Below are 25,032 nucleotides of genomic sequence, written 5' to 3'. Positions count from 1 at the left end.
GTTCATATGCGGGGGTGGGGATTGTATCCCCAGAGTGGTCAGACGGGCTCTGCGTTTGTAGCCGAGTTGTGCGGGATTGCCCGTAACGGCCATCGGGCATGCCAAAAGCAGTTAGCCAGACCGCTACGTCCGCAGCACCTGCTCCCCTGCATTGCCAGGCAGGCGGGCCGCATCGACCAACCCGGCGCACGCAATCAGCGCAAGACCGACCAGCGCCCAATGAAAATCCCCCACCGTCATCTCGCCTTCAGCGCCCCGCCCCCACATCGACACCCTGAGCAGCAGCGCCGCAATCGCAACCCCAAGGGCCATCGCCAGTTGGAAGAACATACTGAACAGCGTCGACGCCTCGCCCATCTGCGCCTTGGGCACATCGGCAAAACCGACGGCGTTGTAGGTGGTGAATTGCATCGAGCGTGACAGCCCGCCGATAAACAGCACCAGCGCCGTCCAGTACCAGGGCATGTCCGGGCGCAGCAGCAGACACGCAAGGATGCAACCAACGCCTATCACGCCATTGGCCAGCAGCACCCGTCGAAAGCCATGACGGCGCAGCAGGACGGTTGTGAACGGTTTCATCGCGAGGTTCCCGGCAAAGATGGCCAGCACCAGCAACCCGGCATCTACAGGCGACAGGCCAAAGCCGACTTGCAGCAAGAGCGGGATCAGGAACGGTAACGCACTGATCGACAGTCGGAACAGCGTGCCACCCACGATGCTGGCCCGAAACGTGGCAATGCCCAAGGTCGCCAACGGTAGCAGCGGCGCCGCGTGGCGCTGGCAATGGCGGATTGACAGCCAGGTCAGCAGGCCCCCCGCACCCATCAATACCACCCCGGCGCCAAGGCTGCCGCTCGAAAGCGAGCCGAACATCTCCAGGCCCAGCACCCACGCAGCGCAGGCCGATGCGAGCAACACGAAACCGAGCAAGTCGAAGCGGCGCGCCTCGCTTGCGCGGGTGTTGGGTATCAGCCACCACGCGGCCGCAATGGCCAGCAGGCCAAGAGGGATGTTCAGGAAGAAAATCCATGGCCACGACAGATGGGTGACGATCAACCCGCCAACGGGTGGGCCGAGGACCGGCGCTACCAGCCCAGGCCAGGTGATCACTGCCAGCATCTTTACCAAACCCTGCTTTTCGGTCATGCGCAGCACCACCAGACGCCCCACCGGCACCATCAGCGCGCCGCCAACGCCCTGCAACACCCGCGCGATGACAAACAGTTCCAGGCTCGGGGCAAGGCCACACAGCAGCGACGCCAGGGAAAACAGGCCGATGGCCCCGGCAAATACCTGGCGGGCACCGAAACGGTCGGCCACCCAGCCGCTAAGGGGGATGAACACCGCTACCGCGAGCAGATACGCGCTGATTCCGATGTTCAGGCTGACCGGGTTCTGGCCGAAGTCATGGGCCATCTGTGGCAGGGCGGTTGCGATGACGGTGGCGTCGAGGTTTTCCATGAAGAAGGTGATGGCGACCAGCAAGGCGGCCCAGGTGGCACGGCGCGGCGTATGGGGCACGGGAGGATTGACCACGTTGAACATCCTTCAGGCAGTGGCACACAGCCATGGGCGCGCGGGGCCAGCTGGCGCCCGCAGGCCCAGGTTGAACCTTCAGAGCATCTTCATCGCCGCACGCAGCGCCAGCAGGTAAGTCTCGACCCCAAACCCGCAAATCTGCCCGCGCACCACTTCGGCAAACACCGAGTGATGCCGGAACGCTTCACGAGCATGAATATTCGACATATGCACTTCCACCACCGGCACTTCGAGGATAGCCAGCGCGTCCCGAATACCGTAGCTGTAGTGCGTCCACGCCCCGGCATTGATCAGCACCGCATCGACCCGGTCTTCATAGGCTTGATGTATGCGCTCACACATGGCGCCTTCGAAGTTGGTTTGAAAGCTTTCTATCCGTGCGCCCAGTTCCTCGCCCTGCGACTGCAACGCCTGGTTGATATCGCCGAGCGTTGCCGTGCCGTATTGGCGTGGGTCGCGCTTACCAAACATGTTGTGGTTGATGCCGTGCAGCATCAGGACATTGGCGACCATGGCTTACTCCAGGGGAATGGTCAGGCGGTCAATGACGGCGCGGGTTTCGGGCCGTACCCCGCGCCACCAGGCAAAGGCTTCTGCCGCCTGCTCGACCAACATGCCTACGCCATCGGCCAGACGCGTCACCCCCTGTCCCTGGGCGATCCGCAGAAACGGCGTGAGGCCTTTGCCGTAGGCCAGCTCATAAGCCAGGCGCGCCTGCGCAAGCGCGCCTTGGGGCAGTGGCGGCAGCTCACCCGTCAGGCTGGCGGAGGTTGCGTTGACAACAATGTCGAAACCAAGCCCTTCCAGCGCTTCATAACGGCTGATGCGCAGGAGCGGGTGGTTTATTTCATCGCTCAACGCCATCGCCTTGGCCATATCCCGGTTGGCAATCACCAGCTCGCGAGGCTCGGCCTGCAAAAACGGCAGCAACGCCCCACGTACCGCGCCGCCCGCTCCGAGCACCAGCACGCGAGCGCCGCGCAGGGGTTCGCCGAGGTTTTCTTCGATGTCGCGCAACAAACCGATGCCGTCGAAGTTTTCCGCGACGATGGACCCGCCCTCAAACTTCAGCGCGTTGGCCGCCCGTGCCAGTTGCGCCCGCTCGCTGCGCCAGTCGGCCAGTTCGAAGGCGCGCAGCTTGAAGGGGGCCGTGATGTTCATGCCCCGCCCGCCCTCATCACGGAAACTCAGCACCTGGCGCTCGAACTCATCAAGCCTGCCTTCCATAGCGCCATACTCCAGCGCCTGGCCGCTGGCCTCGGCGAACAGCCCATGGATCAAAGGGGACTTGGTGTGGTTGATCGGCCGGCCGATCACTGCGTAGCGGTCGCTCATCGTTCATCTCCGTGGGTAAACAGCACACCGTCTGCCTGCATGGCGGTGATTTCTTCAGGGCTGAAGCCAAGCCCGGCGGCGACTTCGGCATTGTGCTGGCCGAGGTCCGGGGCCACCTGGTGGATGGTGGTGTCGCAGTCAGAAAAGCGGAACGGCAGGTTGGGCAGGCGCAAGGTGCCGTAGCGCGGGTGCTGCTGTTCGATGACCATGTTGCGCGCCTGGATCTGCGGGTCGGCCAGCACCTCGTCGATGCGCTGCACCTTGGCGCTGGGGATGTCGATACCATCGAGCAGCGCGAGAATATCGGCCACCCGACGCGCCCCAACCCAGTCACGCACCACCGCCAGAATCGCCTCGCGATGGGCGTTGCGGCCGTTGAGGTTGTGGTAGCGGCGGTCGCTGCCGAACCCAGGCGGGCCACCGTTGGCTTCGAGCATGGCAGCGAAGCGTTGCCAGGCATCGTCGACCTGAGCGGCGATCACCAGGTCGCCATCGGCGGCGCGGAACACGCCGTACAGGGTCGAGGTGGGCATGTCATGGCCGGTCTGCTGCGGCAGCACCGTGCCGCCAGACAGGGTAAAGCACTGCACCGCGTACTCGTGCATCGACACCAAGGTGTCGTACAAGGCCATGTCGATGTGCTGGCCACGGCCACTGCTCACGCGGCCGAGCAGCGCGGCATTGATTGCCGCTACCGCGTGAATGCCGGTGTACATGTCACCCAGCGAAATACGCAACAGCGGCGGCGCCTCGCCCGGCACGCCAACCATTTGCATGATGCCGCTCTTGGCCTCGGCGATCAGCCCGAAGCCGGCACGGTGGGCATCCGGCCCGGTGTGGCCGTAGGCGGAAATCGAGCAGTACACCAGGCGCGGGTTGCGCGCCGCCAGCTCGGCGTAGCCCAGGCCCAGCTTGTCCAGCGCGCCTGGGCGGTAGTTCTCGATGAACACATCGGCCGAATCGGTCAGGCGCTGCATGAACGCCTTGCCGCGCGGGTCCTTCATATTGACGCTGACGCCCTGCTTGCCCATGTTCAGTTGCAGGAAATAGCCGCTTTGCTGGTCGTCCAAGGTAAACGCATGCTGGCGCCCGGCATCACCGCTGCCCGGCCGCTCCACCTTGATCACCTCGGCGCCCAGCGCCGCCAGGCAGCGCCCGACATAAGGCCCGGCGAGAAAGTGGCTGTAGTCGATGACGCGGATACCCGCCAATGGCAGTGACTGACTCATGCTTGCACCCTGCGCGGCACCATCAACCGGTGTTCGCCCCGCTGCACCACTTCACCGTGCTGGTTGATCAGCTCTGATGGCAACACCACGATGCCCCAGCCCGGGCGGCTATTGCTCGGGCGCATCGCCCCCACCCGCATGCGCACATGGAGCACGTCGTTGACTTTGATCGGCAGCACGAAATCCCACGTCCAGCCCAGCGACATGCCCGGCAGGAAGCGGTACTCGCACTGGGTTTTCAGGCCATCGGCGATCGACAGTCCGAACAGGCCGTGGGCGACCAGGCAGCCGAAATGGCTGGCGTTGGCGTAGGCCTCGTCGACATGTACCGGGGTGTGGTCGCCGGTCAGGTCGGCGTAGGCCAGTATGCGTTCGCGGGTCACGGTGTAGGTCGGGCTGATGCACCCATCGCCTTCGCGGGCATCGTCCCAGTATTTTTCGATCACGCTCATGCCTGCACCTCTGCACGTGGGTCGATGGCCAGGGCCTGGGCCACGCAACTGGCCGGCAGCGCCTGGATGAATTCCACTGCCAGGCCGTCGGGCAGGCGCAGCCAGTTGCGGCCTTGGGGCATGGCACTGACGCCGAAGCGCTGGGCGGCGGCCAGCGCAGCTTCCAGGTCCTCGCACATGATGCCCAGGTGCGCCATGCGCCCCTCGGGCCCGGCAAAGTCCGGCTGATGAATGAATTGCAGGCCGCCCAAGGTCCAGTACTGCGCCGGCTGCTCCGGGTCGCCCTGCACTTCACGCATGGTCATGCCGCACACCTCGCTGAAGAAGCGGATATGCCACTGAATGTCCTGCACCCAGAACGCGACATGTTCGAGGTAGGCTTTTGGCTGGCTCATGGGTTTTCCCTCTTCTGGTGATCGGCCATGGCGCGCTCGATGCCCTTGATGCAGGCCACCAGCGTCGCGTTGACCGGCGTGGCCACGCCATGACGCTGGCCCCAGCGCACGACTGAGCCGTTGATAAAGTCGATTTCGGTGATGGAACCCTTTTCCAGGCTCTGCAACATCGAGGTACGAAAACTCGCCGGCAGCCCCTCGGCGGCCAGTTTCCAGGCCGCCTCGGCGCTGTTCAGGCTCAAGCGGATCCCCGCGCGCTCGGCCACGGCGATGGCTTCATCCACGGCGGCCTTGGCGGTGCTTTCGAGCAACGGCTCGCTATACAGCTGGCCGTAGGTGAGCATGGTGATACCGCTGAGCGCGCCAGTGGCGACGTTGACCAGCAGCTTGTCCCACATGGTGCCGAGAATGTTGTCACTCACTGTGGTAGCCAGCCCTGAAGCGTTGAAAGCATCAGCGATGGCCTGCACACGCGGCGTCAGTTGGCCATCGAGCTCTCCGATGAACGTTTGCTTGCCGGCCACCCCAGCACGGATCGACCCCGGCGCCAGCAGCACGCCACCCACATAGGTTTTGCCCGCCAGCACCCGCTCACGACCGACCGCATCAGCCAGGATGTCCTCGTGCCCGAGGCCGTTCTGCAGCGACAGCACCAGCGTCTGCGGCCCGATCAGCGCGGCAGCGCCAGCGATGGCATCCGCGGTGTGGAACGACTTCACCAGCACCAGCACCAGGTCCACCACACCGACATCTTCAGCGTCGATGGCCGCATTGACCGCAACAAGGCGTTCGCCCCGCTCGTCCTGCACCCGCAGGCCTGCAAGGTTCATCGCCTCGACATGCTCACGGCCCCGGTTCAACAGCCAAGTCTCATGCCCCGCTTCGCTCAGGGCCGCGCCAATGGCGCAACCCAAGGCACCGGCACCCAGAATGCAGATTTTCACGTCGCAGACCTCCTGTGGTTTGCAAACACCATAGGCAGCCGCGCTTATTTGGGCGATACAATGCCCTCAATACGGTTATTGAGATTCGCAATAATGAGTCCCCTCGATCCCCTACCCGAACCCAAGCTGCTGCAGCTGTTCGACGTGCTGTACCACTGCCGCAGCGTCACCCGCGCCGCCGAGCAACTGGGCCAAAGCCAACCCACCATCAGCATCTGGCTGGCACGTCTGCGCGAACAACTGAACGACCCCCTGTTCGTGCGCACGCCCGGCGGCATGGCCCCTACCCCTCGCGCCGACCAGTTGATCGGCCCCTGCCGCGAAGTGCTCGAATCGCTACGCCGCCTGACCGCCTGGGACCCCCAGTTCATCCCCGCCACTGCCCAGCGCCGGTTCCGCCTGTGCGTGAGCGATGCCAGCCATATCACCCTGCTGCCCAGCATCCTCAACCACCTGCGCAGCCATGCCCCGGGCATCCGCCTGGAAGCCGCGCGCATCGACGGCAATACCGAGAGCGCGCTGGAATCGGGCGAAGCGGACCTGGCCATCGGTTTTGTGCCGTGGCTGGGGGGTGGGATGTATCAGCAAGTGTTGTTCGAGCAGGATTGGGTGTGCCTGAGTAGCCCGCAGCATCCGCGCCTGGGCGAAGGGATGAGCTTGGCGTGTTACTGCGCCGAGGGGCATGTGCAGATTAGTTATGGCACTGGGCAGAAGTTATTGGCGGCAGGGTTGGCGCGGGCTGGGGTGACACGCAGGATCATGCTGGAACTGCCTGGGTTCCTGGGGTTGGGGATGGTGATCGGGACTACGGATTTGGTGGCAACCTTGCCGCGGCATATTGGGCAGACACTGGCGGATATGCACGGGTTACGGGTGCATGACTGCCCGATTGAGGTGGAGGGGTTCACGGTTAAGCAGCATTGGCATGCTCGGTATCATCAGGATAGTGGCAATCGGTGGTTGAGGGAGGTTGTCCGGGGGTTGTTTCAGGGGGTAGGGTTGGGCTAGCCCCTGACACTCTCGAGCAAAGGTACCTGTAGCGACCACCCGCGTTGCCCATGTGCATTCCTGCTCTAGTCGCAGCGTTGCTCGGATAGGGCCGCGAAGCCCACGCTTTGCCAACGGCAACAGCGACGTACGGAACTGCAAAAGCAAAAGCCCGGCAACCATTAGCCGGGCTTCGGCAATTCAGCAGGAGAATATATCAGTCGCTGTCAGGCGCCGCCCGATAGCCATTTTGTTGCTTCGGGCGAAATCAATCGCGCCATCCCAAATCCGCTGCTCATTGGCCGACAATGGCATCCATCGCGCTCTCTGAAACAAACCTCTCACTGGGTATCGCCAATCATCTGCCCGAAAGACAAAAAACCGCCCGAAGGCGGTTCATCAGCCCGATAGAGTTACTGAACACTATCGACGAGTACTGGTGCGGAGACAGACGGACGGTTCTTGGCCGTGGGGGCCCGGTTTTCGCGGGGCTGGAATTTGGTGGAATTTTTAATGTACCTCATAGAATATCTATAAACAAATCAGCTATTTATGGCTTTCAGTGGAATCAAATCGGGAATCTCTGGGATCAAATGAGAGCTACGACTATTCGATTCAAAAAATAGAGCCAAATTAATTTGGCGCTAAATATTAAGGGGCTGGAGGTGAAGATTGACGAAACCCAGTACTGCTTGGAGAACTCGATAGTTTAATCTTGCTATTAGCATATTCAACGAATTCTGGACAGGCAGCTAAACCGTGCCAAAGCCGGCTATCCCAAGCGTTGCATCCTAATTTATTCCTTGCTTCGGAATATCTACGCTCTAGTACTCGATCCAATGTACATTGCGATACTCCGTCCGGATGATGCTGACGTAACTCGCCAATGAGCCCGCTCACTGTACTGGATGCCTCACCTTTGAACCTTTCTATCAGTCCAAGCCGCTCAAGATGCTCATGCGCGACAGCCCCCGCTTCGCTTAGCGCTCCTTCACCGCCACCATAGTATTGAATTGAAAGCCTCCCATTACTTACAGTAACTTTGCAGTGAAGCAAAGCATAATTATCGTCAACAGTAAAATACGGATGACAATATATCAACTTATGCCCATCAAAAAAACTAGACTTCCTCTGATTGCAACCATAGCAGATATAAACCAAATTCCCATGATAAACTGAATACTCTGGGAAAAAGTCCTTAGGCATATAATGATCCCAGGTTTTAGGATCATTTAGCATACAATACGCACAACGCTGCGCATTAATCTCAGACTGCAAAATCAAACTTTTTAGAATTGCATCTTTATGTGCAGACAGCTCTTTAGTCCCTATTGAATAGCAAGACTTGAGCGCTTCTTTTGCACTATCAGTCCAGACCTGCAGAGCTGGAGGCCTAAAAGACTCTAGGGCTTTTGAATAGGTCTTACATAAGCTCAGAACACTACTCTGCACGGCTGTTAATTCCGCCCTTGTTTTAAGGTGCTTACTACCAACTATTGCTGGAAAATAAACATCAACACTCAGAGAGTCTGCCTCCACCTGATGCCTCATTTAGACCCCGCACTTCTATCCATCAGAGACTCCAAATAAATATCCGCACTTAAACTCATCTGATTATTAAATATCGCGCGCACAGCTTCAACATCATGATTCGCTTCAACGCACATTCGATCTAACACCGCCCTATAGTCGCGATCTGCCTCCGTGGAAGAAAAAACGAATTTAGTTAACTCTGACAGGCTCTCTCCAAAAGTTTGAAACGTAGGTTTCAAAACCATTGGGGTCATCCGATCTCGGCGAAGCACATGAACACATTCCATGGGGAGCTGTTGAATCACTAGGGGCGAGTGCGTTGCAATAATTGCGAAAGAGTCGTGACTTTCTAAAATTTCACTGAGCACATTAAGAAGGCCTGTCAGCAACTGCGGATGCAAGTGCAACTCAGGCTCATCGAACAATACTAAAGTTCGTCGATCAATTTTTGAAAGAACATGAAAAATACAGTTAATAGCAAGGCGCTGCCCTGCACTCAGGCGCTCATACAACCCTTCATTTTCTTCTGGCGCGTCAATGAAATTCTCTAAATTATCAACTCTAACTAAATTTCCAAGCACCTTTTTTAGTAGATCCCGCTTATCACTAGGCAAACCAGCCAAAGTCACCTTTATTTCTTCCAGGAGATTTTCTTTATTCTTAAGTCGCCCTCTCTGACTTTGCAGGCCGCAGTAGCTATATTGAAACTTTTCACCTTGAAGTTGCGTAGGTCGATCAAACTCGTCAAACGCACTGAAAGAGACCGCCACAACACCATAGATCGAAGGGACTGGATTTAAAACATCGTCTCCCTGAAGAGCAGATCTTTTTTCCTTTAACGCCTGCTTTGAAAAGCGACTCATAAGCATTGCAAGCCGAGCCATGACTTGTGTTTTTCCAACACCGTTCAAGCCAACAATCGAGTGTATACGTCGCGGCGCACCCAGATCAGAGTGAAAATCAAAGTAAAACTCATGAGGTGCACTTGCTCCCTCTAAAACTATCTTGGCAGAAAATGCACTTATTAGCTGCTGCTCCGAGCCGAAAGCAGCACCCGCTTCATCGAGTAGCTCTCGCGCCACTAACTCTCTAAGCAGGGATATCTGAAAGCATGGCTGCTCTTGAAATTTCTTTTTCACATCTGCAAGGAACGAGGCATCTCTAAGTGTTGTTAAGACATCAGTTGCCAGATTTATGTCTAAGCTAGCAAGTAGCTCGTAGTATTTCTTATTTGAACTTAAAGAACAAATCATTCCGGCAAGATCCGCGGGAATTATTGAGCCAGACGGCAACTGCTGAAACGGCCTATTCTCAAACCCTTCAAGTTGCCCATCGGTCATTATCTTTGTTTCATCAAGATCTACCTGATTGCTTTCGCTTACAACTAACCTTACACCGAACAACGTATAATAGGAATAATCATTCCAGCCGTCCCTTGCAAGCAAAATATGCGGGTAAGGTACACCCGATGGTGCCCCAACAAAAAATCGACTGCAAATATAAATATCCATAGCTGTAAACCTATCAGTATATTTTCGGCCAAGTCTAGACACCTAAGTTCCACTAAAACGATTCATTGCCAACGGCTGATTATTGACACCAGCACAATAGCAAAACTTCAAAAAAACGGCCCCACAGGAAACAAAAGGTTTTTATGCTATTTAGTGGCTTACTACCTGCCGGTCCGACTGCTTATTTTCCTGTCACGATAATGCCGCTAAAGTTAGTGTCGTCGTTTCGGGCGTAGGGTTCGTCCAGTCATCCACCGAGGAAAAATCAGCATATGCTCATTTTTACAGGGGATACACAAACCACCCTAAAACTCCAAAAAACCGTTCTATTACGCGATTTTTCCTAGTGAATCAGTCAATTACTATCCACCTCTACTTTGGCGGAAAGAAGAGATTTTGCACGGAGCTCTGCAATTACTATCGCGGACATTTGACTGAAAGATGCCTCCGACTGATTCTTTATCCAGTTCCGCACTTGGTCTGGGGTGAGCGAGGAGTCCGTTATCATCGCGGCCACGGCCGATGCGGTAATGCGAGATAGTCCAAACTCCACAAGAGAACGTCCTGTTGTAGTAGAAATCCCCAGTTCTAATGCCAGAGAAAAATCGTATACTTCGGGTAGTATATCTTCGCGCCCAGCTTCAATTAGCGCGAACCGCAGGAGATCTACGTACGCTTTAGCCCATTGCACCAGCTTAAAACGCACCGTTTGCTCTACTAGTATGAACATGTTCCTAATTGCAGCATCAATGATTGCCTGGTCAGGCTTTTTCTTCGTAGATAGCCTTGCCTCAGACAGCTTAAATCTAACAGACTCATTGACTAACTGCGTCAGCGGCTCACCTCGCATCCATTTCAGAGCAGTAACGCACACATGTGATACAAAGCCTCGAGACTTTCGTCCTTCCTCGCCACTAAGAGTCAAACCACCGAGATGTTTGTACATCCTTCGGATAATGCTATTGTAAACAGCATAAGAATCGGTTGATGGATTTACAGGAATTAATTTGGAAAATTCACTTTTTTTAACACCTTGACGTAGTCGTGCAAGCAAGCTTGCTAGCGCTATCGGATCGATCATCCAACTGCTAGTCAATACCGACTCAGGTAAACCTAGTTTGCTAAGCGCTTGAGATGCAGCAGATGAAAGTACAACTTTTTTATCTACTCCCAAATCGATACTAGGCCTGTTCAAAAGTGTCGCAAGGTTGCCCTGAGCATACCGAAATAAAACTAGACCTGCCGCCGCCGTCACTCTTTCATCTATATTGAGGCGATCAGCATCCGATTTGTCTCGACCGGCTGCATCTAGGACCTGAACAACTGAATCAAACTCTGTCTCAATAGTTTCTTTAAAAGCTACTTTTATTTTAAACGGTTTTCGCTCGGTAAGTGGCTGAGTTTCCCACTGCTCATAATTTACTAAAAAAACGTTGCCGACGACTTCCTCTCCTAATCGCCCAGCTCTTCCTGCAAAGTTCCACAGATCGGCCTCATCGAGCACCTCGCCTCTATTGCCCCTCGTAGGGGTATCGATGAAGACATTTCGTGCAGGAAGATTGACACCTTGAAACAAGGTAGTAGTGCAGCAAAGATAATCCAGCGCACCTTCTCGGAATGCACCTTCGATGCCTTCACGGAGTAGGCTGGGCATATTGCCATAATGAAACGCCACGCCATTTCGCACGAACTGGGCGAGCGAATATCTATTATGAATGTGCTCTTCAATAAATTTCGCAAGTTCTTCTAAAGCTTTTTCGCTTTTCTTTGACCTATTGAGTGCAATGAGCGCACTCAAATCCTCGGCGTTTTTTGCTCCTGTTGCGTACACTAACGATCGGCCAGAGCTTCCTAACTCAAGTGCGACTGCAGCGAGCCTGCCATCTTCGCTCAGAGCAAACCCTCGCTTAAACGTGTAACTTCCGATTGACTCCAATTGACTCGGAGTAACAAGATCTAGTTTGATAACGTGCTCATTTTCCCTAGGAAAACTTACGCTAATCCGATTTTGGACTACTGGAGAAAGCGAAGTCTCTTGGATATCTATATCAGACAACCCCACGCTGTCACCAATTAATTTAAACCCACTCGCTCCTGGAGCCAAAAATAGAAACCGAGCGAACGGATTCATCTCTCTAACCTTTTCGAGCGCATCTTGCAAAATCATGCCCCGAGAATCGTCACCCATTGCCTGGGCTTCATCGATGATTACGAGGTCAATAACTCCAGATAGATTTACTGATGAAAGAAGCAACTGAGCGCGCTCTTGCGTCAGGACGTAGATCTGCTTGGGCCGAGCCAAGGGATCGAGGACTGGAATCGTTGTGATCCGAAGTAACGATTCGAGGTGAGACAACCGTCGCTCCAACTTCCCCTGAATTTCTGTGAGCAATGCTCGCGTGGGTGCAATGTAGAGTGCTGTAAATTTTTCTTTATTTAGTGCCGACTCACATAGGTGCTCAAGGACGACAAATGACTTTCCTGCCGAGGTTGGGGCGGATATAGCGGCAGCACTGCTTGATTGCAATTTTTTCCATACATTCAGCTGGAACTCGGTGAGCGGGATTTTCTTCCCAGCCATTTCTACTGAATTAATTTCCTTTAGCAATGCGCTTCGCATATGCACATGCAACCCCAACGCATTACATCCATTGCTCTCAAGTTTCGCCAGCCCTGGGAAATTGCCAAGATCTGAGAGAATGTGAACAGCGCCTTGATGAGCTCCATCCGCCTTAGAGACAAGCGATGCAAATACTGCAATCTGCTGTGCAAGATCCCGACTTTCCTCGTCATGTGCCTTCGCGAAAATGCTTGCCGAACTGAGAAGCCTCGCAAGCGTGCCCTCGCTAAGATCAGGGCCTTGAACATCAACGGAATGCCCCTCCGACAATAGAGTGGACCTAATACCCACAGCTCTCAAATCGGCCAAATCAGACCAAAACGCTGATTCCTGACGAATTTCCTGCGCCACTTCATCTGCGAATGTATTCATTTGTTTATCTCGGCGAAAATTCGCTTCAGTTCATTGATATCAGGAACTGCAATCAAGAATACAAACGTACCACCCAAATCCAGCCCTTTAGCCGCTGCTTGGCGATCAAGATTGGCTTTAAAGCTAGCATGCTTAGCGATATAAAGACCCTCTAAGTGCTCTTCATGAATGGATATGGGCTTTTCTGGGTCGCGGCTAATTTTATTTTCATAGGCCCTCTCAGTGAAGACCAAGCTTCCAACGTGCATGTCTCGTCGATTCAGGTGCTTCCCTGCACCGGAATACACATTGAAGAAAGATTTTGCTGCTTCACGCTGCTCGCCCTGAAGCGATTCAAGGTTTGACAAATCACTTACTAATCGAAGTTCGTTTAGCTTTCTCCCTCTATCAGCTTCATAGCTTGAGATCGAATCCACCATTTCACGAGAGGCATCTGCGGCGCTTGGCGTCAACTTCGACTCCAACAAGAAGAAAGTCACGCTCCCATCTTTGTTGGCTCTTGCATGAAGGCCATCCACACCATGGACAGGCATTTCGGAAGATGTTTTCAAGGCCATCTTCGCGCCAATTTGAGCAGCTCCAAGATATTGAACAGCCACAACATAGGAAATCAGTTCACCGATTTCTCCGTAACGACCTTTGTTTTCTTCACTGTACTTTACGAGAAGGCGTACTGCTTCTCTTCGGAGCCTCAGAGCTGCTGCAGTGCTACCCCCTGTCTTGGAGTTCGCGCCTTGGGCATTAGCTTGCTGACGTTTCGCAAGAGGAATAGCGTAGTCGACCAGGTGATCGGATAGAAGCTCCGCAAACTCATATACTTGAGGCTCATGCTCTCGCATACGAAGGTAAAGGAGGCGCGGCTGACGCAGTGGAGGGTCGCTGTTTACCTCCTTTAGGACATTGGCCAAATCGACGATTGGCTCAAAGAGCGCGTCAAAACATTCTTCAATTGCCTGAGTCACTGAACTGTCCCTGTCGTCATACACCTGGCCGTAGCTTCACTGTAGCGGCCTCACGTGGTAGTTGTGCTGGCCGCACAGCGTCAGTGTCTGAGATACCTGGCAAATCAAGCTATTTTGAGCTCGGTGCCGGCAAACGACGCTGAACGCTGGCAGCTAAAGCCCAATCATAGCTTATGGCCACCACCACAGCTACAGACCCGTGACGGACCTCTGCGCTCGCTAGAAAATCGACAGCGAACCAGGGCACAAGCAACTGACTGGGCCAACTGGCGGCTATATCGACCCTATCTAATGGACGTTTGAGGATGCTCCTTCTGGCCGATAACTGCCCCATCACGACGGGCAGCTTTGGATTGATGGCTACGAGTCGTGGCCATCAACATCACATCCTTGCTCAGAGATCAAACCCCCATGTTTTCTGTAACCGACGAGAAAGCAGCCGCACAGTCAACAAATAGTAATACCGCGTTGCCTCGCTCCGTCGATCTAGGTGATGCTCAAGAAACCAAGCCAAATGCTTTCTCCGCCAAGCCAAGGGTGTCTCTCGCTGCCAACGCTTTGTAATCTCAGCGTGGATAAGCTTCGCCTGCCGTAAATGGCGTTGCCGCGTCGCGTGCGACCCGGTCAGCACGCCAGCCAAGAACAACTCCATATCGAATGGCTTGCTCATGTCCGTCCTCCGATGTAGGCCACGACCACGTCGATTCGACCGTGCCCCAATTCATAGCTGATTTGCCTCCGAGCCTCACGATCAAGGTTCCTGTCTAACTGGCAACATTGACCGCCATTGATAGGCGCGCGATGTTGGGTGAATTGCTCATAGCGCTCACATGCGTAGGCCGCTCGCAGTTCATGGAGTCCCTTGAGGTTGTATACATGCAGGATGTTCCGTGCAGGGCGGATGCTTTCTTGCAGAAGACTCAGGTAACTTTCGTTTGGCGCAATCAGGTTGCGGCTACCAGCCGGCGAAACCTGCCGCGCAAACCCAAGCGCATCGCTAATCTGCCCATCCACCGCAATCCAACGGGATGCCGAGGCGCCGGACCGACCGCCTTTCGTGCCGTCCTGGATGTTGATCCTGCCTAGGTCGTTAGCCTCGCGGCTTAGCCGTGGCAGGTCAGCCAAGATGGCCTCACGCAAGCGCATGCCGGTGGCTCGCGCCAATAGAACGATCGCGGCAGCACGTGGGTGATGATGACGGCATAGCGCATCGACGATCTGCTTAACCTGTTCGCGGTCTTGGCCTTGCGGCACCGACAGTCGAACTCCAGTGCGCTGCATTCCCAACGCCTTGCTCGGACTGGGCACTGTCACGCACTGATCACCGCGAAGCGCCGCCATGGTCCTGTTAACGCTGGATAGCCGGTTTTGTGCGGTGCTGACGGCGAGGTCACCGCGCCTAACCACGTCACGCAGATACGCCGCATAGTCGGCCAGCACCTTGCGATCAATCTGTCGCGCATCATTGATGCCGGGACCCTACACTGAGCGGCACCACTTCACGAATGCCTGCCACCGATCACTGTGCGCCTTGACCGTGCCGTAATGACCGCCGCCGAACATGTCTTTCAGCGCCTGCGGCCCTGCGTAACTCAATTGCCTGCCGTAGCCGAAATTGCGGCCATCGCGTCTACCTACCAATGCCATGTCGATCACCTCATCGCCGCTTCTTCAATCCTCGCCCCACGTCATACCGCCAAGCATGCTGAGTGTTATCAGGGATCAAGGCCCCTGCGACCTGTGGGGAATGTCCTCTACGCGGGACTGGCGGCTCCTTACGACCGGGAGCAAGGGCATCTCATGATCTGGCCTCCTGAGCACCGTTACCGGTGGGCGGGTGGAGGCTGCATTGGCTGACGAGACCAGCGCCGCGAGATCCTGAGCCGGGTAAACGCAGCGATGCGATGACCGGGGCATGCCTGACTGTCAGTCAGGTGCAGTCCATTCCGTGGTCTGCGGCACCATCATCTACATCGCTGTTGCTGGTGACATCGGCGTTTGTCACGCCGATTGTCATGAGTGGAGTAGCCGCAAAGCCAAATGCGATAAGGGCTGCAGCAGTGCTAGAAGCGCCCGTCTCTTTCCTGAGAAAGAGACGGGCGCAGGTTGGCGCAAGATCGAGCCAAGCGGATAGGTTGCTGCAGGGCAGCGAAGTAGGAGGTGTTGTCTGGCGCATGAGGGCCATGATCTGAAGTAGGCATCCATCACCGGGGAGGTGACCGGGCGAGCTGCCGGACGCGAATCGCCATTTGGGGGAGAACCACCGCGGGAGCAGCGTGACCTTGAAGGTTCGGGTCACCTGGGGTGCTGTCATCGACAGCGCTTGCACGGCCAGTTCTACGCCTGTGGATAAATCTGGTCAAGGGCCGCAATTCAGCGCTACTTGGGACCTGAAAAGCGGTTATCCACAGGTGGAATTCCGTGGTAACCCCCGGACAACGTCGTGGCTTTTAGCTTTTCAAAGTGAGGTCCATCCAAACAGGGCGGCTTTGCAGCCCTGTCTGGATGGACCCGCGTGAAAGAGCAGCCAGCGCCGATCTTGCAGGCTCACCCACGATTGAATGCGCCATGGCCATTTGGCAAGGCGGTGACGTTATCGCCTACCGGATGGGCAAACTCATGCGGAGTGACATGGCCCGATCTGTTGGCATCGATGTAGTTACTCCACCACGCCATGATCAACCGACGCTGCTCCAGAAATTGGGCCTTGTGGATGTAAGCAGCGCGCACGCGGTTACGCTCCTGATGGCTCATCTGCCGCTCAATCGCCGCGTCCGTCCACAGCCCTGATTCGAGCAAAGCACTACAAGCCATGGTCCGGAAACCATGCCCGCACACGTCCTTGGTGGTGTCGTAGCCCATATTGCGCAGCACCTGGTTAACCGTGTTCTCCGACAAGGGTTTCCAATACCTGTGGTCACCGGGCAACACCAGTTCAGAGAAGCGATTCAAGCTGCGCAGCCGTTCAAGGATCTCTATGACTTGAGGCGACAGCGGCACTATTTGAATGTCCCCACTCATCTTGGTCCCGCGCGTCGAATAGCGGACGCCTTCGATCGGCTTACGGGTATCGGGGATCTCCCACATCGCCCGTTGCAGGTCGAATTCATCCCACCGGGCGAAGCGCAGTTTGCTGGAGCGCACGAACACATGCAGCGTCAGCAGCACTGCGAGCCGGGTCAACTCGCGACCGGTGTAGTTGTCGATTCGGTCCAACAGTTCAGGAAGGTGGTTTAGCGAGAGCGCAGGACGGTGCACGGTGCGCGGCGCTTGAATCGAGCCGGCCAGATCGAGCGCCGGATTTTGAGTAATTTGCCGCGCCCGCTTCGCACCCCGCATGATCGTGGATAGATAGTTCTGCACACGCAGGGCTACATCCATGGTGCCGCGATCCTTGATCCGCTGGGTGACCTCAAGCAGATCATGGGTGTCGAGTTCAGCGATAGGCCGCTGGCCGATCAGTGGAAATACATGGGTACGCAACCTGCTCAGCACCGTCTTGGCGTGCCCCTCTGTCCAGCGCCGGGACATTTCGAAATGCCACTCCAAGGCGACAGTTTCAAAGAGAAGACTCGCCCGCTGGGCAGCAATCTTGGCCTTCTGCTTTTCTTCCATCGGATCAGGGTTGTCGAGCAACAGAGCCTTAGCCTCATTGCGCTTGATCCTCGCAACTGCCAACGAAACGATTGGGTACTTGCCGATGATCAGCGAGCCTTCCTTGCCGTTGGGTTTGAAATACCGCAGTCGCCAAGTCTTCGAGCCACTGGGCGCGACGTACAGATACATACCCCGCCGTCGAACAGTTTGTAGGCCCGATCACGCGGTTTGGCCGTGCGGCATTTGAGATCGCTGAGCGGAACGGCTAGACGTGGCATAGGGGTACGTTCTCCATTCAGGAAAGACGCTGTACCCCAAAAAACCCCCGGTTATTGGGGATTTAGTTGGTACCCGACGGAGGATCGTGGAAACAAAAAAACCGGCCATAAGACCGGTTTAGAGCGCTTCCAAAGCATTCAACTGAATGCAGTGGAGCTGGATGTGGTGCCGGAGACAGGAATCGAACCTGCGACCTTCGCGTTACGAGTGCGCTGCTCTACCGACTGAGCTACACCGGCGTGTTGCGCAACGTACCACCCCGGTGTCCGTTACGCAAACCTCTGTTTCAACTCACTTTCACTGCACCTGGCAGCCGTTCGGGGCGAGGTCGGCCTCGACGTTGGTGGTGCATGCCCACCCCGTCTGGGTGCGGCTCAGGGTCAGGGTTTTGCCGAGTACGTTGGCCGGTGCGTCGGCCAAGGTGCAGGCGATGCTGGCGGCGCCCGTGGCGGCGGTGCCGGTGGCGGTGATGGCGCAGTGCGCGGTGGCGGGCTGGCCGCCCAGGCTTGCGACGTCGGGGACGTCTTTGCCGTCGTTCAACCGCACATCCATGGCAGTCTTGAGGGCGGTGATTTCCAGCAGCGCGGCGTTGGCTTTGGCGCGGGACTGGTGGTTGGTGTACATCGGGATGGCGATGGTCGCCAAGATGCCGATGATCGCTACGACGATCATCAGTTCGATCAGGGTGATGCCGCGTTGCCCTTTCATGAACGGTCTTCCTTTGCAATGCATTTAGGCCGATATGGCATAGCGACGCCCCGGCCGGCAGCGGCGCAGTAGGCCTGAACCGACACCTTTTGTCACCCCTTGGGCGGCGGTGCGTCGTTGTCGCTCGACTACTCTAGTGACCGAGATCGAACTGTGCCCGGGAATGGGCCCGGCAAGCTGTTACGGGGCTTGTCGCTTCACTGCAAAGGACTTTCGCATGCCAGCATCTACCCGTCTCTATGCCTGGGAAGGCGTCAACGCCGCAGGCGTTGCTCAACAAGGCGAGCGCACTGGGCGCAGCCCGGCTTTCGTGCAGGCTTGGCTGCAGCAACAGGGCATTCGCGCCACGCGGGTGCGGCCGGCTGGAGGGCTTAAGTGGCGTTGGCGGTGGCCGGCGCGGGCGGGCAAGGCGGATGCACCGGGGTTCAGCCGGCAGTTGGCGACCTTGCTGATGGCAGGGGTGCCGCTGCTGCAGGCGTTCGAAGTGATGGCGCGCAGCAGCGCGGAGGCGGCGATGACGGCGCTGGTGGCGCGGTTGATACAGGATGTGGCGGCGGGCCAGGGGCTGGCGGATGCGCTGCAGCGCCATCCAGGTTGGTTTGATGGGCTTTATTGCAATTTGATTCGGGTGGGTGAGCACTCGGGCACGCTTGACCGGCAACTGGAGCAGATGGCGCTGATGTTGGAAAAGCGGCAGGCGCTGCGGCAGAAGGTGCGCAAGGCGATGTTGTACCCGGCGTTGCTGCTGTTGACCGGGCTGGGGGTGGCGACGTTGTTGCTGCTGGAGGTGGTGCCGCGCTTTGAGGGAATGTTTGCGGGGGCCGACAAGGCGCTGCCGGCCTTTACGCAGTGGGTGATCGACTTATCCACAGGGCTGGGCAAGCATGCGCTGTGGCTGGCGCTCGTCGGCGCGGGGCTGGGGTTGGGGGCGCGTGAGCTGTATCGGCGGCATCTGCCGGGGCGGTTGTGGATGCTGCGTTGGGTGCTGCGGGTGCCGGTGGTTGGGCGGCTGCTGGGGCATGCGGCGTTGGCGCGGTTTGCCCGCAGCCTGGGCACGGCTTATGGCGCGGGGGTGCCGTTGCTGGATGCGTTGGACACGGTGGCGCCGGTGTGTGGCAACAGTCGGCATGAGCGGGCAATCCGGCGGTTGCGGCAGAACGTTGCCAATGGGCTGGGGTTGCAGCAGGCGATGGAGGCCGATGAGCTGTTTGCGCCGCTGTTGCGCCAGTTGGTGGCGGTGGGGGAATCGAGCGGCACGCTGGACCGGATGCTGAACAAGGCCGCAGAGCATTACGAGGTGCAGGTCAGCGAAGCGCTTGAGCAGTTGACCACGCTGCTTGAGCCGGCCATCGTGCTGATCCTCGGGCTGCTGGTGGGCGGCCTGGTGGTGGCGATGTATCTGCCGATTTTCCAGTTGGGTAGCCTGATCTGAACATGAACCTGTGGACCGTAGCCGTCGAGCATCCGCCCTTCTTCTATAGCCTTGCCGCGCTGCTGGGGCTGTTGGTGGGTAGCTTTGTCAATGTGCTGGCGTACCGGCTGCCGGTGATGCTTGAGCGTCAGTGGCAGCGTGAGGCGCAAGAGATGCTGGGGTTGCCGCAGGGCGCCCCGCCGCGCTTTGGCCTGTGCCTGCCAGCCTCGCACTGCCCGCGGTGCCAGCAGCGCATACGCGCGTGGCAGAACATTCCTGTGCTGAGCTACCTGTTTTTGCGCGGGCGCTGCGCGGGGTGCCAGGGGCGCATCAGCGTGCGATACCCATTGGTGGAGCTGGGCTGCGCGCTGCTGTCGCTGGGGGTAGCGTGGCATTTTGGGCCGGGAGTGCCAGCGTTGCTGGTGATGCTGCTGACGTGGGGGCTGCTGGCCTTGAGCCTGATCGATGCGGACCGCCAGTTGTTGCCGGATGTGCTGGTGCTGCCGTTGCTCTGGCTGGGGTTGGTGGTCAATGCCTTCGGTTTGCTGGTGCCTTTGCCCGATGCGCTGTGGGGCGCGGTGGCCGGGTATCTGAGCCTGTGGTCGGTGTATTGGCTATTCCGCTTGCTGACCGGTAAGGAGGGCATGGGTTATGGCGACTTCAAGTTGTTGGCGATGCTCGGCGCCTGGGGTGGCTGGCAGATATTGCCGATGACAGTAATGGGCGCGTCGGTTGCCGGGGCGCTGATTGGGCTGGTGTTGCTGGGTTTGCGGCGCGCAAACCGGGGCACGACGTTGCCCTTTGGGCCGTATCTGGCCATTGCGGGGTGGATCGCATTGCTCTGGGGTGATGAAATAGCCGCCTCTTACCTGCAACTGCTTGGAACACGATGAGCACAGCGCCCTTCACCCCTTGGATTCTCGGCCTGACCGGCGGCATTGGCAGCGGCAAGAGCGCCGCCGCCGAGCGCTTCGTCGAGCTGGGCGTGCACCTGGTCGATGCCGACCAGGCGGCGCGCTGGGTCGTAGAGCCGGGCCGCCCTGCCTTGGCGAGTATCGTCGAGCGCTTCGGTGCTGGCGTGCTGCTGGAGGACGGCCAACTGGACCGCGCGGCCCTGCGCCAGCAAATTTTTGCCGACCCGGCGCAGCGGCAATGGCTTGAACAACTGCTGCACCCGCTGATTGGCCAGGAGATTTTCAGCTACCTGGCCAAGGCCGAAACGCCTTATGCGGTGTATGTATCGCCGCTGTTGATCGAGGCGGGGCAGTATCGCAAGACCCAGCGCATTCTGGTGATCGATGCCCCGCCCGAGTTGCAGGTGCAGCGCACCTTGCTGCGCGACAACACCAGCGCCGAACAGGTGCAGGCGATTCTCAAGGCCCAGGTGGGCCGCGAGGAACGTCTGCGCCATGCCGATGATGTGGTGGTCAATGACCGTGACGTGCCAACGCTGCACGCCGAGATTGACCGCCTGCACCACTTTTACCTGACTTTGCGAGGAGGCCAGCCATGAGCCAGCCGTTGACCGTTGATTGCCCGACCTGTGGCGCACCTGTGGAATGGGGTGAAAAAAGCCCGTTTCGGCCGTTTTGTTCTGACCGTTGCAAGCTGATCGACTTGGGCGCCTGGGCCTCTGAGGACCATAAGATCGCGGGGTCGGATGAGTCCGAGGATGAGCTTTATTCGGGGGATCTGGAGCCTCGGCATTGAGGGTGCGGCGCAGTCTTTCGTAGGAACGGCGTCATGTGGCGAACGGGGTGCGAAGCAGCCGCAAGATCTCGGCCTATCGCAAAACCGTCGGGGCCGCTGCGCAGCCCATCGCGACACAAGGCCGCTCCTACACGAGACCGCGCCGATGTGGCGGCATCAGTTTCAGGGCTGGTCATCTTTCCATGGCGCTTGCAGGTAGCGGGTGCGGTTGAAGGTTTCGAGCCACTCGGGGCAGAACACGACCAGGGCGCTGATTACCGTGCCGTTGATGAACGCTTCGGGGAACATCATCAGCCACAGATAGCCGGCAAAATCGCTGAGCCATTCCGGCATCGCAAAACGACCGTCCAGCCATAGCAGCCCCAGGCCTGCCATCAGGCACAACAGCACCGTCAGGGCTGCGGCGAAAAAACCACAACAGAAGATGTAAACGAACAGGTTACGCGGCTGGGCGCGTTCGACCAGTAGCGCGCACACTTCGGCGACCAGCACCGGCAAGGCGACGATCAACAAGCCGTTTACGCCAAGGGCCGCGAGGTCCTGGCGGCCGAGCAGCAGCAGGCCGATCTGGGCCATGAAACCACCGAGCAGGGCTAGCGGCCAATCCAGCAGCAAGGTGACGGCGGTCATGCCGATGAAGTGATAGGACACGCCGGTGTCGAAATCGCGGCGTACCAGCCACAACGCAAACAGCGCGAACACGGTGCCAAACAGCAGGTGCTGGCGGCGCCGGTCCGTGCACAGCTCGACCCACGGTGCCCGGCTGGCCGCCCAGAGTAGCAAGGGCACGTAACTGAGCCAGCCCAGGGTCAGGCTGGTGCTGGACAGTACTTGCGCGCTGATCACCGGTGAATATCCTTTTCAAGCTTGTGGATAATGGGCAGTTTACACCCATACTGCGTGGCGCCTTGGCCGGTGTGATTTCTGCGCACAAACAGCACCTTACCGTCATCGATTAACGGCTAAGCTTCACCCCATGGACGACTCAGACTACCTGCGCCTGCTAACCATCCAGGCCGAACAAGCCAATGCTTTCCTCTCCAATGCGCGCAAATGGGAGCGTGAGCGTTGGGTTTGCCAGCGCCTGCTGCAAGGGCTGAACATCCCGCACCGCAGCGAGGACTTCACCCCGGCCGGCCAGGAGCCGCCGGATGTGCTGTTTCGCGATGCCGCCTTCGAGGTGTTTTTTGTGCTCGATGAGGGCCGCCGGCTGAATGATGAGTGGCGCGAAGAGCTGCAGCGCAGGCGCAGTGCGTTCTCGCTCAGCCAGTTGGTGCGCCGCGAGGCACGGCCACGCAAGATCAGCGCCCAGGAACTGCTGGCGCGCCTGGCGCCAACCTTGCGCAAAAAGTCGCACAACTACCGCGAGCGCGGCCTGGACCTGGGCGAGCTGGACATCATCGCCTTCGCCAGCCTCAAGCGTGAGGTGCTCGACCTCAACAGCCACTTCCCGCCGCCAACCGAATACCTGCGCCAGGGCTGGCGCTCGTTGTCGCTGGTGGGGCCGACCTTTGCCCGGGTGCTGTTCGCCCACCCCGACGCCCCGGATTTTTTGCGTGGCAACCTGGGGCGCAGCATTGTGTTCGACGTCGGCATCAGTCTTTGATCCTGTGCCGGGTGTGTTTGCGATGGCGTACACTCGGCGCCAGCGATAGAAAGCATTATCATTTGTTTCCAGCGCCTGCGTGAACGCTGTAGCGTGCCCGCAGTCTCAAACGTCTATCTGACGAGGCCCCCCATGACCAGCCGCCTGAACCCTGAAGATCAGCGCCGCGTGGATGAATACCTGAGCGCCCCCCAGCATCGTGTCGAGCGCCGGCCTTTCCGGCCATGGCTGCTGTTGCTGCTGGTGGTCGCGGTAACGGTCGGGCTGGGCCTCTTGAGCCGCCTGCTGAGTGGACTGGTGCTATGAGCTGCCTTGCGCTCGCCCTCCCCTCACGCCAGATACGGCTGGGCCATGTGCCCGCGAATTCCGTAAAACTTGTGAGATATCCCCATGACTCATCGCATCGTGATTGTCGGCGGCGGCGCCGGCGGCCTGGAACTGGCGACCCGCCTGGGTAAAAGCCTGGGCAAGCGCAAGCAGGCCGAGGTCACCCTGGTTGACGCCAACCTGACGCACATCTGGAAGCCGCTGTTGCACGAAGTGGCCGCCGGTTCGCTCAACTCCTCGGAAGACGAACTGAACTACGTGGCCCAGGCCAAGTGGAACCACTTCAACTTCCAGCTGGGGCGCATGAGCGGCCTGGACCGTGAAACCCGGCAGATTCAACTGGCCGCGACCCTCGATGAACAGGGCCGTGAGCTGCTGCCTGCGCGTACCTTGGGTTATGACACCCTGGTGATCGCGGTGGGCAGCAACACCAATGACTTCGGCACTTTGGGCGCGGCGCAGCACTGCCTGTTCCTGGACAGCCGCAAGCAGGCCGAGCGTTTCCACCAGCAACTGCTCAACCACTACCTGCGCGCCCATGCCGGCGCGCCGGAAAGCGGCAAGATCAGCGTGGCGATCGTTGGTGCGGGTGCCACCGGGGTTGAGCTGGCCGCCGAGCTGCACAATGCTGCCCACGAACTGGCGGCCTATGGCCTGGACCGCATCCAACCCAAGGACATGCATATCACCCTGATCGAGGCCGGCCCACGGGTGTTACCGGCGCTGCCTGAGCGCATCAGCGTGCCGGTGCACAAGACCTTGGAAAAACTCGGCGTGACGGTGCTGACCAACGCGTCGGTCAGTGAAGTGACCGAGGATGGCCTGAAAACCGCCAGCGGTGAAGTGATCCAGGCCAGCTTGAAGGTGTGGGCGGCGGGCATTCGCGCGCCGGGCTTCCTCAAGGACATCGACGGCCTGGAGACCAACCGCATCAACCAGTTGGTGGTGCGCCCTACCCTGCAGACCACGTTGGACGACAATATTTTTGCCTTTGGCGACTGCGCCGCGTGCCCGCAACCGGGTAGCGACCGCAATGTGCCACCGCGCGCGCAGGCTGCGCATCAGCAGGCTTCGTTGTTGGCCAAGGGGCTGAAGGCACGCCTTGAAGGCAAGCCACTGCCCACTTATGCCTATAAGGATTACGGCTCGCTGGTGTCGCTGTCGCGCTTCTCGGCGGTGGGCAACTTGATGGGCAACTTGATGGGCAGCGTGAAGCTGGAAGGCTGGTTGGCGCGGATGTTCTATGTGTCGCTGTACCGCATGCACCAGATGGCGCTGTACGGGGTGTTCCGCACGGCGATGCTGATGCTGGGGAGCAAGATTGGGCGCGGGACTGAGCCGCGGTTGAAGCTGCACTGAGGCTTGAAGCGGGGGCTGCCTTGCAGCCCATCGCAGGCTGGCGCCAGCTCCCACAGGGATCTGAGCCAGACCTCACTATTTCAGCTGTACACGGTTTTTTGGTAGGAGCGGCCTTGCGTCGCGAAAGGGGTGCGAAGCGCCCCCACAATTCCTGCT

The 25,032-nt window shown here is 58.1% G+C and carries 22 protein-coding genes, 1 tRNA gene and 2 pseudogenes; 8 read left to right on the top strand and 17 right to left on the bottom strand.

The features are described 5' to 3' along the window. Window positions 1-123: 123 nt before the first annotated feature. From HU719_RS16105 to HU719_RS16075, 7 genes are all read right to left on the bottom strand, one after another. Window positions 124-1,536 (bottom strand): MFS transporter, encoded by a 1,413-nt coding sequence (locus tag HU719_RS16105; protein ID WP_437179673.1) that lies wholly within the window; start codon window positions 1,534-1,536, stop codon window positions 124-126. 78 nt (window positions 1,537-1,614) lie between these two features. After that, window positions 1,615-2,052 (bottom strand): type II 3-dehydroquinate dehydratase, encoded by a 438-nt coding sequence (gene aroQ / locus HU719_RS16100; protein WP_186535529.1) that lies wholly within the window; start codon window positions 2,050-2,052, stop codon window positions 1,615-1,617. A gap of 3 nt (window positions 2,053-2,055) precedes the next feature. After that, window positions 2,056-2,874: a shikimate dehydrogenase gene (gene aroE, locus HU719_RS16095; protein WP_186535528.1), complete on the bottom strand. Its 819-nt coding sequence runs from the start codon at window positions 2,872-2,874 to the stop codon at window positions 2,056-2,058. Next, window positions 2,871-4,103 carry a CaiB/BaiF CoA transferase family protein gene (locus tag HU719_RS16090; protein ID WP_186535527.1) on the bottom strand — a complete coding sequence of 411 codons (1,233 nt, stop codon included), beginning with the start codon at window positions 4,101-4,103 and terminating at the stop codon, window positions 2,871-2,873. The genes aroE and HU719_RS16090 overlap by 4 nt, the downstream gene beginning before the upstream one ends. Next, window positions 4,100-4,555, bottom strand: coding sequence for a MaoC family dehydratase (locus HU719_RS16085; protein WP_186535525.1), 456 nt, complete (start codon window positions 4,553-4,555; stop codon window positions 4,100-4,102). Before HU719_RS16085 ends, HU719_RS16090 begins: the two co-directional genes overlap by 4 nt. After that, window positions 4,552-4,950 carry a VOC family protein gene (locus HU719_RS16080; RefSeq protein ID WP_186535523.1) on the bottom strand — a complete coding sequence of 133 codons (399 nt, stop codon included), beginning with the start codon at window positions 4,948-4,950 and terminating at the stop codon, window positions 4,552-4,554. Before HU719_RS16080 ends, HU719_RS16085 begins: the two co-directional genes overlap by 4 nt. Further along, window positions 4,947-5,894 (bottom strand): ketopantoate reductase family protein, encoded by a 948-nt coding sequence (locus tag HU719_RS16075; RefSeq protein ID WP_186535522.1) that lies wholly within the window; start codon window positions 5,892-5,894, stop codon window positions 4,947-4,949. The genes HU719_RS16080 and HU719_RS16075 overlap by 4 nt, the downstream gene beginning before the upstream one ends. Before the next feature lie 93 nt (window positions 5,895-5,987). On the opposite strand from HU719_RS16075, the gene HU719_RS16070 reads away from it, so the two are divergent. Then, window positions 5,988-6,902 carry a LysR family transcriptional regulator gene (locus HU719_RS16070; protein ID WP_186535520.1) on the top strand — a complete coding sequence of 305 codons (915 nt, stop codon included), beginning with the start codon at window positions 5,988-5,990 and terminating at the stop codon, window positions 6,900-6,902. A 630-nt stretch (window positions 6,903-7,532) separates the two neighbouring features. Here the strand turns inward: HU719_RS16070 and HU719_RS16065 are convergent. The 9 genes and pseudogenes from HU719_RS16065 to HU719_RS16025 form a co-directional block, all read right to left on the bottom strand. Continuing rightward, window positions 7,533-8,420: an HNH endonuclease gene (locus HU719_RS16065; protein ID WP_186535518.1), complete on the bottom strand. Its 888-nt coding sequence runs from the start codon at window positions 8,418-8,420 to the stop codon at window positions 7,533-7,535. A gap of 8 nt (window positions 8,421-8,428) precedes the next feature. Further along, on the bottom strand, window positions 8,429-9,925 hold the full coding sequence (locus HU719_RS16060; RefSeq protein ID WP_186535516.1) for an AAA family ATPase: 1,497 nt from the start codon (window positions 9,923-9,925) through the stop codon (window positions 8,429-8,431). A gap of 355 nt (window positions 9,926-10,280) precedes the next feature. Further along, the gene (locus HU719_RS16055; RefSeq protein ID WP_186535514.1) at window positions 10,281-12,917 is read right to left on the bottom strand and encodes a DEAD/DEAH box helicase; all 2,637 of its coding nucleotides are present in this window, start codon (window positions 12,915-12,917) and stop codon (window positions 10,281-10,283) included. Then, window positions 12,914-13,879, bottom strand: a complete 966-nt coding sequence (locus tag HU719_RS16050) for a HamA C-terminal domain-containing protein (protein ID WP_144170457.1) — start codon at window positions 13,877-13,879, stop codon at window positions 12,914-12,916. Before HU719_RS16050 ends, HU719_RS16055 begins: the two co-directional genes overlap by 4 nt. A 394-nt stretch (window positions 13,880-14,273) precedes the next feature. Then, a complete protein-coding gene (locus tag HU719_RS23625; RefSeq protein WP_225917244.1) occupies window positions 14,274-14,549 on the bottom strand; it encodes a hypothetical protein in 276 nt (91 codons plus the stop codon). Further along, a pseudogene (locus HU719_RS16040) lies at window positions 14,546-15,526 on the bottom strand (integrase domain-containing protein). The gene HU719_RS23625 and the pseudogene HU719_RS16040 overlap by 4 nt, the downstream one beginning before the upstream one ends. Window positions 15,527-16,426: 900 nt before the next feature. After that, a pseudogene (locus HU719_RS16035) lies at window positions 16,427-17,754 on the bottom strand (tyrosine-type recombinase/integrase). 164 nt (window positions 17,755-17,918) lie between these two features. Next, window positions 17,919-17,994 (bottom strand) — tRNA-Thr (locus HU719_RS16030). Between the two features lie 58 nt (window positions 17,995-18,052). Further along, window positions 18,053-18,463, bottom strand: a complete 411-nt coding sequence (locus HU719_RS16025; protein WP_186520639.1) for a pilin — start codon at window positions 18,461-18,463, stop codon at window positions 18,053-18,055. A 217-nt stretch (window positions 18,464-18,680) separates the two neighbouring features. Between HU719_RS16025 and HU719_RS16020 the strand changes: the two genes are divergently transcribed. The 4 genes from HU719_RS16020 to yacG are packed head-to-tail and all read left to right on the top strand — an operon-like array spanning window position 18,681 to window position 21,584. Beyond that, the gene (locus HU719_RS16020; protein ID WP_186535510.1) at window positions 18,681-19,895 is read left to right on the top strand and encodes a type II secretion system F family protein; all 1,215 of its coding nucleotides are present in this window, start codon (window positions 18,681-18,683) and stop codon (window positions 19,893-19,895) included. Between the two features lie 2 nt (window positions 19,896-19,897). Then, complete coding sequence (locus HU719_RS16015; RefSeq protein WP_186535508.1) at window positions 19,898-20,767, top strand: prepilin peptidase; 870 nt, start codon at window positions 19,898-19,900, stop codon at window positions 20,765-20,767. Further along, complete coding sequence (gene coaE, locus HU719_RS16010) at window positions 20,764-21,387, top strand: dephospho-CoA kinase (RefSeq protein WP_186535506.1); 624 nt, start codon at window positions 20,764-20,766, stop codon at window positions 21,385-21,387. The genes HU719_RS16015 and coaE overlap by 4 nt, the downstream gene beginning before the upstream one ends. Continuing rightward, on the top strand, window positions 21,384-21,584 hold the full coding sequence (yacG, locus tag HU719_RS16005) for a DNA gyrase inhibitor YacG (protein ID WP_186520643.1): 201 nt from the start codon (window positions 21,384-21,386) through the stop codon (window positions 21,582-21,584). Before coaE ends, yacG begins: the two co-directional genes overlap by 4 nt. 162 nt (window positions 21,585-21,746) lie before the next feature. On the opposite strand, the gene HU719_RS16000 is transcribed toward yacG, so the two are convergent. After that, complete coding sequence (locus HU719_RS16000; RefSeq protein ID WP_186535504.1) at window positions 21,747-22,430, bottom strand: energy-coupling factor ABC transporter permease; 684 nt, start codon at window positions 22,428-22,430, stop codon at window positions 21,747-21,749. A 130-nt stretch (window positions 22,431-22,560) separates the two neighbouring features. Here HU719_RS16000 and HU719_RS15995 point away from each other — a divergent pair, with 130 nt between their 5' ends. The 3 genes from HU719_RS15995 (at window position 22,561) to HU719_RS15985 (ending at window position 24,876) form a co-directional block, all read left to right on the top strand. Continuing rightward, window positions 22,561-23,190 carry a DUF1780 domain-containing protein gene (locus HU719_RS15995; protein ID WP_186520645.1) on the top strand — a complete coding sequence of 210 codons (630 nt, stop codon included), beginning with the start codon at window positions 22,561-22,563 and terminating at the stop codon, window positions 23,188-23,190. Window positions 23,191-23,322: 132 nt separating this feature from the next. Continuing rightward, window positions 23,323-23,496: a DUF3094 family protein gene (locus tag HU719_RS15990; protein ID WP_186520646.1), complete on the top strand. Its 174-nt coding sequence runs from the start codon at window positions 23,323-23,325 to the stop codon at window positions 23,494-23,496. A gap of 84 nt (window positions 23,497-23,580) precedes the next feature. Continuing rightward, the gene (locus HU719_RS15985) at window positions 23,581-24,876 is read left to right on the top strand and encodes an NAD(P)/FAD-dependent oxidoreductase (RefSeq protein ID WP_186520647.1); all 1,296 of its coding nucleotides are present in this window, start codon (window positions 23,581-23,583) and stop codon (window positions 24,874-24,876) included. Window positions 24,877-25,032 lie beyond the last annotated feature (156 nt).

It is taken from the genome of Pseudomonas farsensis, from assembly GCF_014268805.2.
Taxonomy (GTDB): Bacteria; Pseudomonadota; Gammaproteobacteria; order Pseudomonadales; family Pseudomonadaceae; genus Aquipseudomonas; species Aquipseudomonas farsensis.
This window is presented reverse-complemented; position numbering and strand designations above follow the sequence as displayed.

Bases quoted from the DNA above. Each gene is read 5' to 3' on its own strand.
- HU719_RS15990 (WP_186520646.1), top strand. From the start codon at position 23,323: ATGACCAGCCGCCTGAACCCTGAAGATCAGCGCCGCGTGGATGAATAC.
- HU719_RS15985 (WP_186520647.1), top strand. From the start codon at position 23,581: ATGACTCATCGCATCGTGATTGTCGGCGGCGGCGCCGGCGGCCTGGAA.
- HU719_RS15995 (WP_186520645.1), top strand. From the start codon at position 22,561: ATGGACGACTCAGACTACCTGCGCCTGCTAACCATCCAGGCCGAACAA.
- aroQ (WP_186535529.1), bottom strand. From the start codon at position 2,052: ATGGTCGCCAATGTCCTGATGCTGCACGGCATCAACCACAACATGTTT.
- HU719_RS16070 (WP_186535520.1), top strand. From the start codon at position 5,988: ATGAGTCCCCTCGATCCCCTACCCGAACCCAAGCTGCTGCAGCTGTTC.
- HU719_RS16025 (WP_186520639.1), bottom strand. From the start codon at position 18,463: ATGAAAGGGCAACGCGGCATCACCCTGATCGAACTGATGATCGTCGTA.
- HU719_RS23625 (WP_225917244.1), bottom strand. From the start codon at position 14,549: ATGAGCAAGCCATTCGATATGGAGTTGTTCTTGGCTGGCGTGCTGACC.
- coaE (WP_186535506.1), top strand. From the start codon at position 20,764: ATGAGCACAGCGCCCTTCACCCCTTGGATTCTCGGCCTGACCGGCGGC.
- HU719_RS16055 (WP_186535514.1), bottom strand. From the start codon at position 12,917: ATGAATACATTCGCAGATGAAGTGGCGCAGGAAATTCGTCAGGAATCA.
- HU719_RS16015 (WP_186535508.1), top strand. From the start codon at position 19,898: ATGAACCTGTGGACCGTAGCCGTCGAGCATCCGCCCTTCTTCTATAGC.
- HU719_RS16060 (WP_186535516.1), bottom strand. From the start codon at position 9,925: ATGGATATTTATATTTGCAGTCGATTTTTTGTTGGGGCACCATCGGGT.
- HU719_RS16080 (WP_186535523.1), bottom strand. From the start codon at position 4,950: ATGAGCCAGCCAAAAGCCTACCTCGAACATGTCGCGTTCTGGGTGCAG.
- yacG (WP_186520643.1), top strand. From the start codon at position 21,384: ATGAGCCAGCCGTTGACCGTTGATTGCCCGACCTGTGGCGCACCTGTG.
- HU719_RS16020 (WP_186535510.1), top strand. From the start codon at position 18,681: ATGCCAGCATCTACCCGTCTCTATGCCTGGGAAGGCGTCAACGCCGCA.
- HU719_RS16085 (WP_186535525.1), bottom strand. From the start codon at position 4,555: ATGAGCGTGATCGAAAAATACTGGGACGATGCCCGCGAAGGCGATGGG.
- aroE (WP_186535528.1), bottom strand. From the start codon at position 2,874: ATGAGCGACCGCTACGCAGTGATCGGCCGGCCGATCAACCACACCAAG.
- HU719_RS16090 (WP_186535527.1), bottom strand. From the start codon at position 4,103: ATGAGTCAGTCACTGCCATTGGCGGGTATCCGCGTCATCGACTACAGC.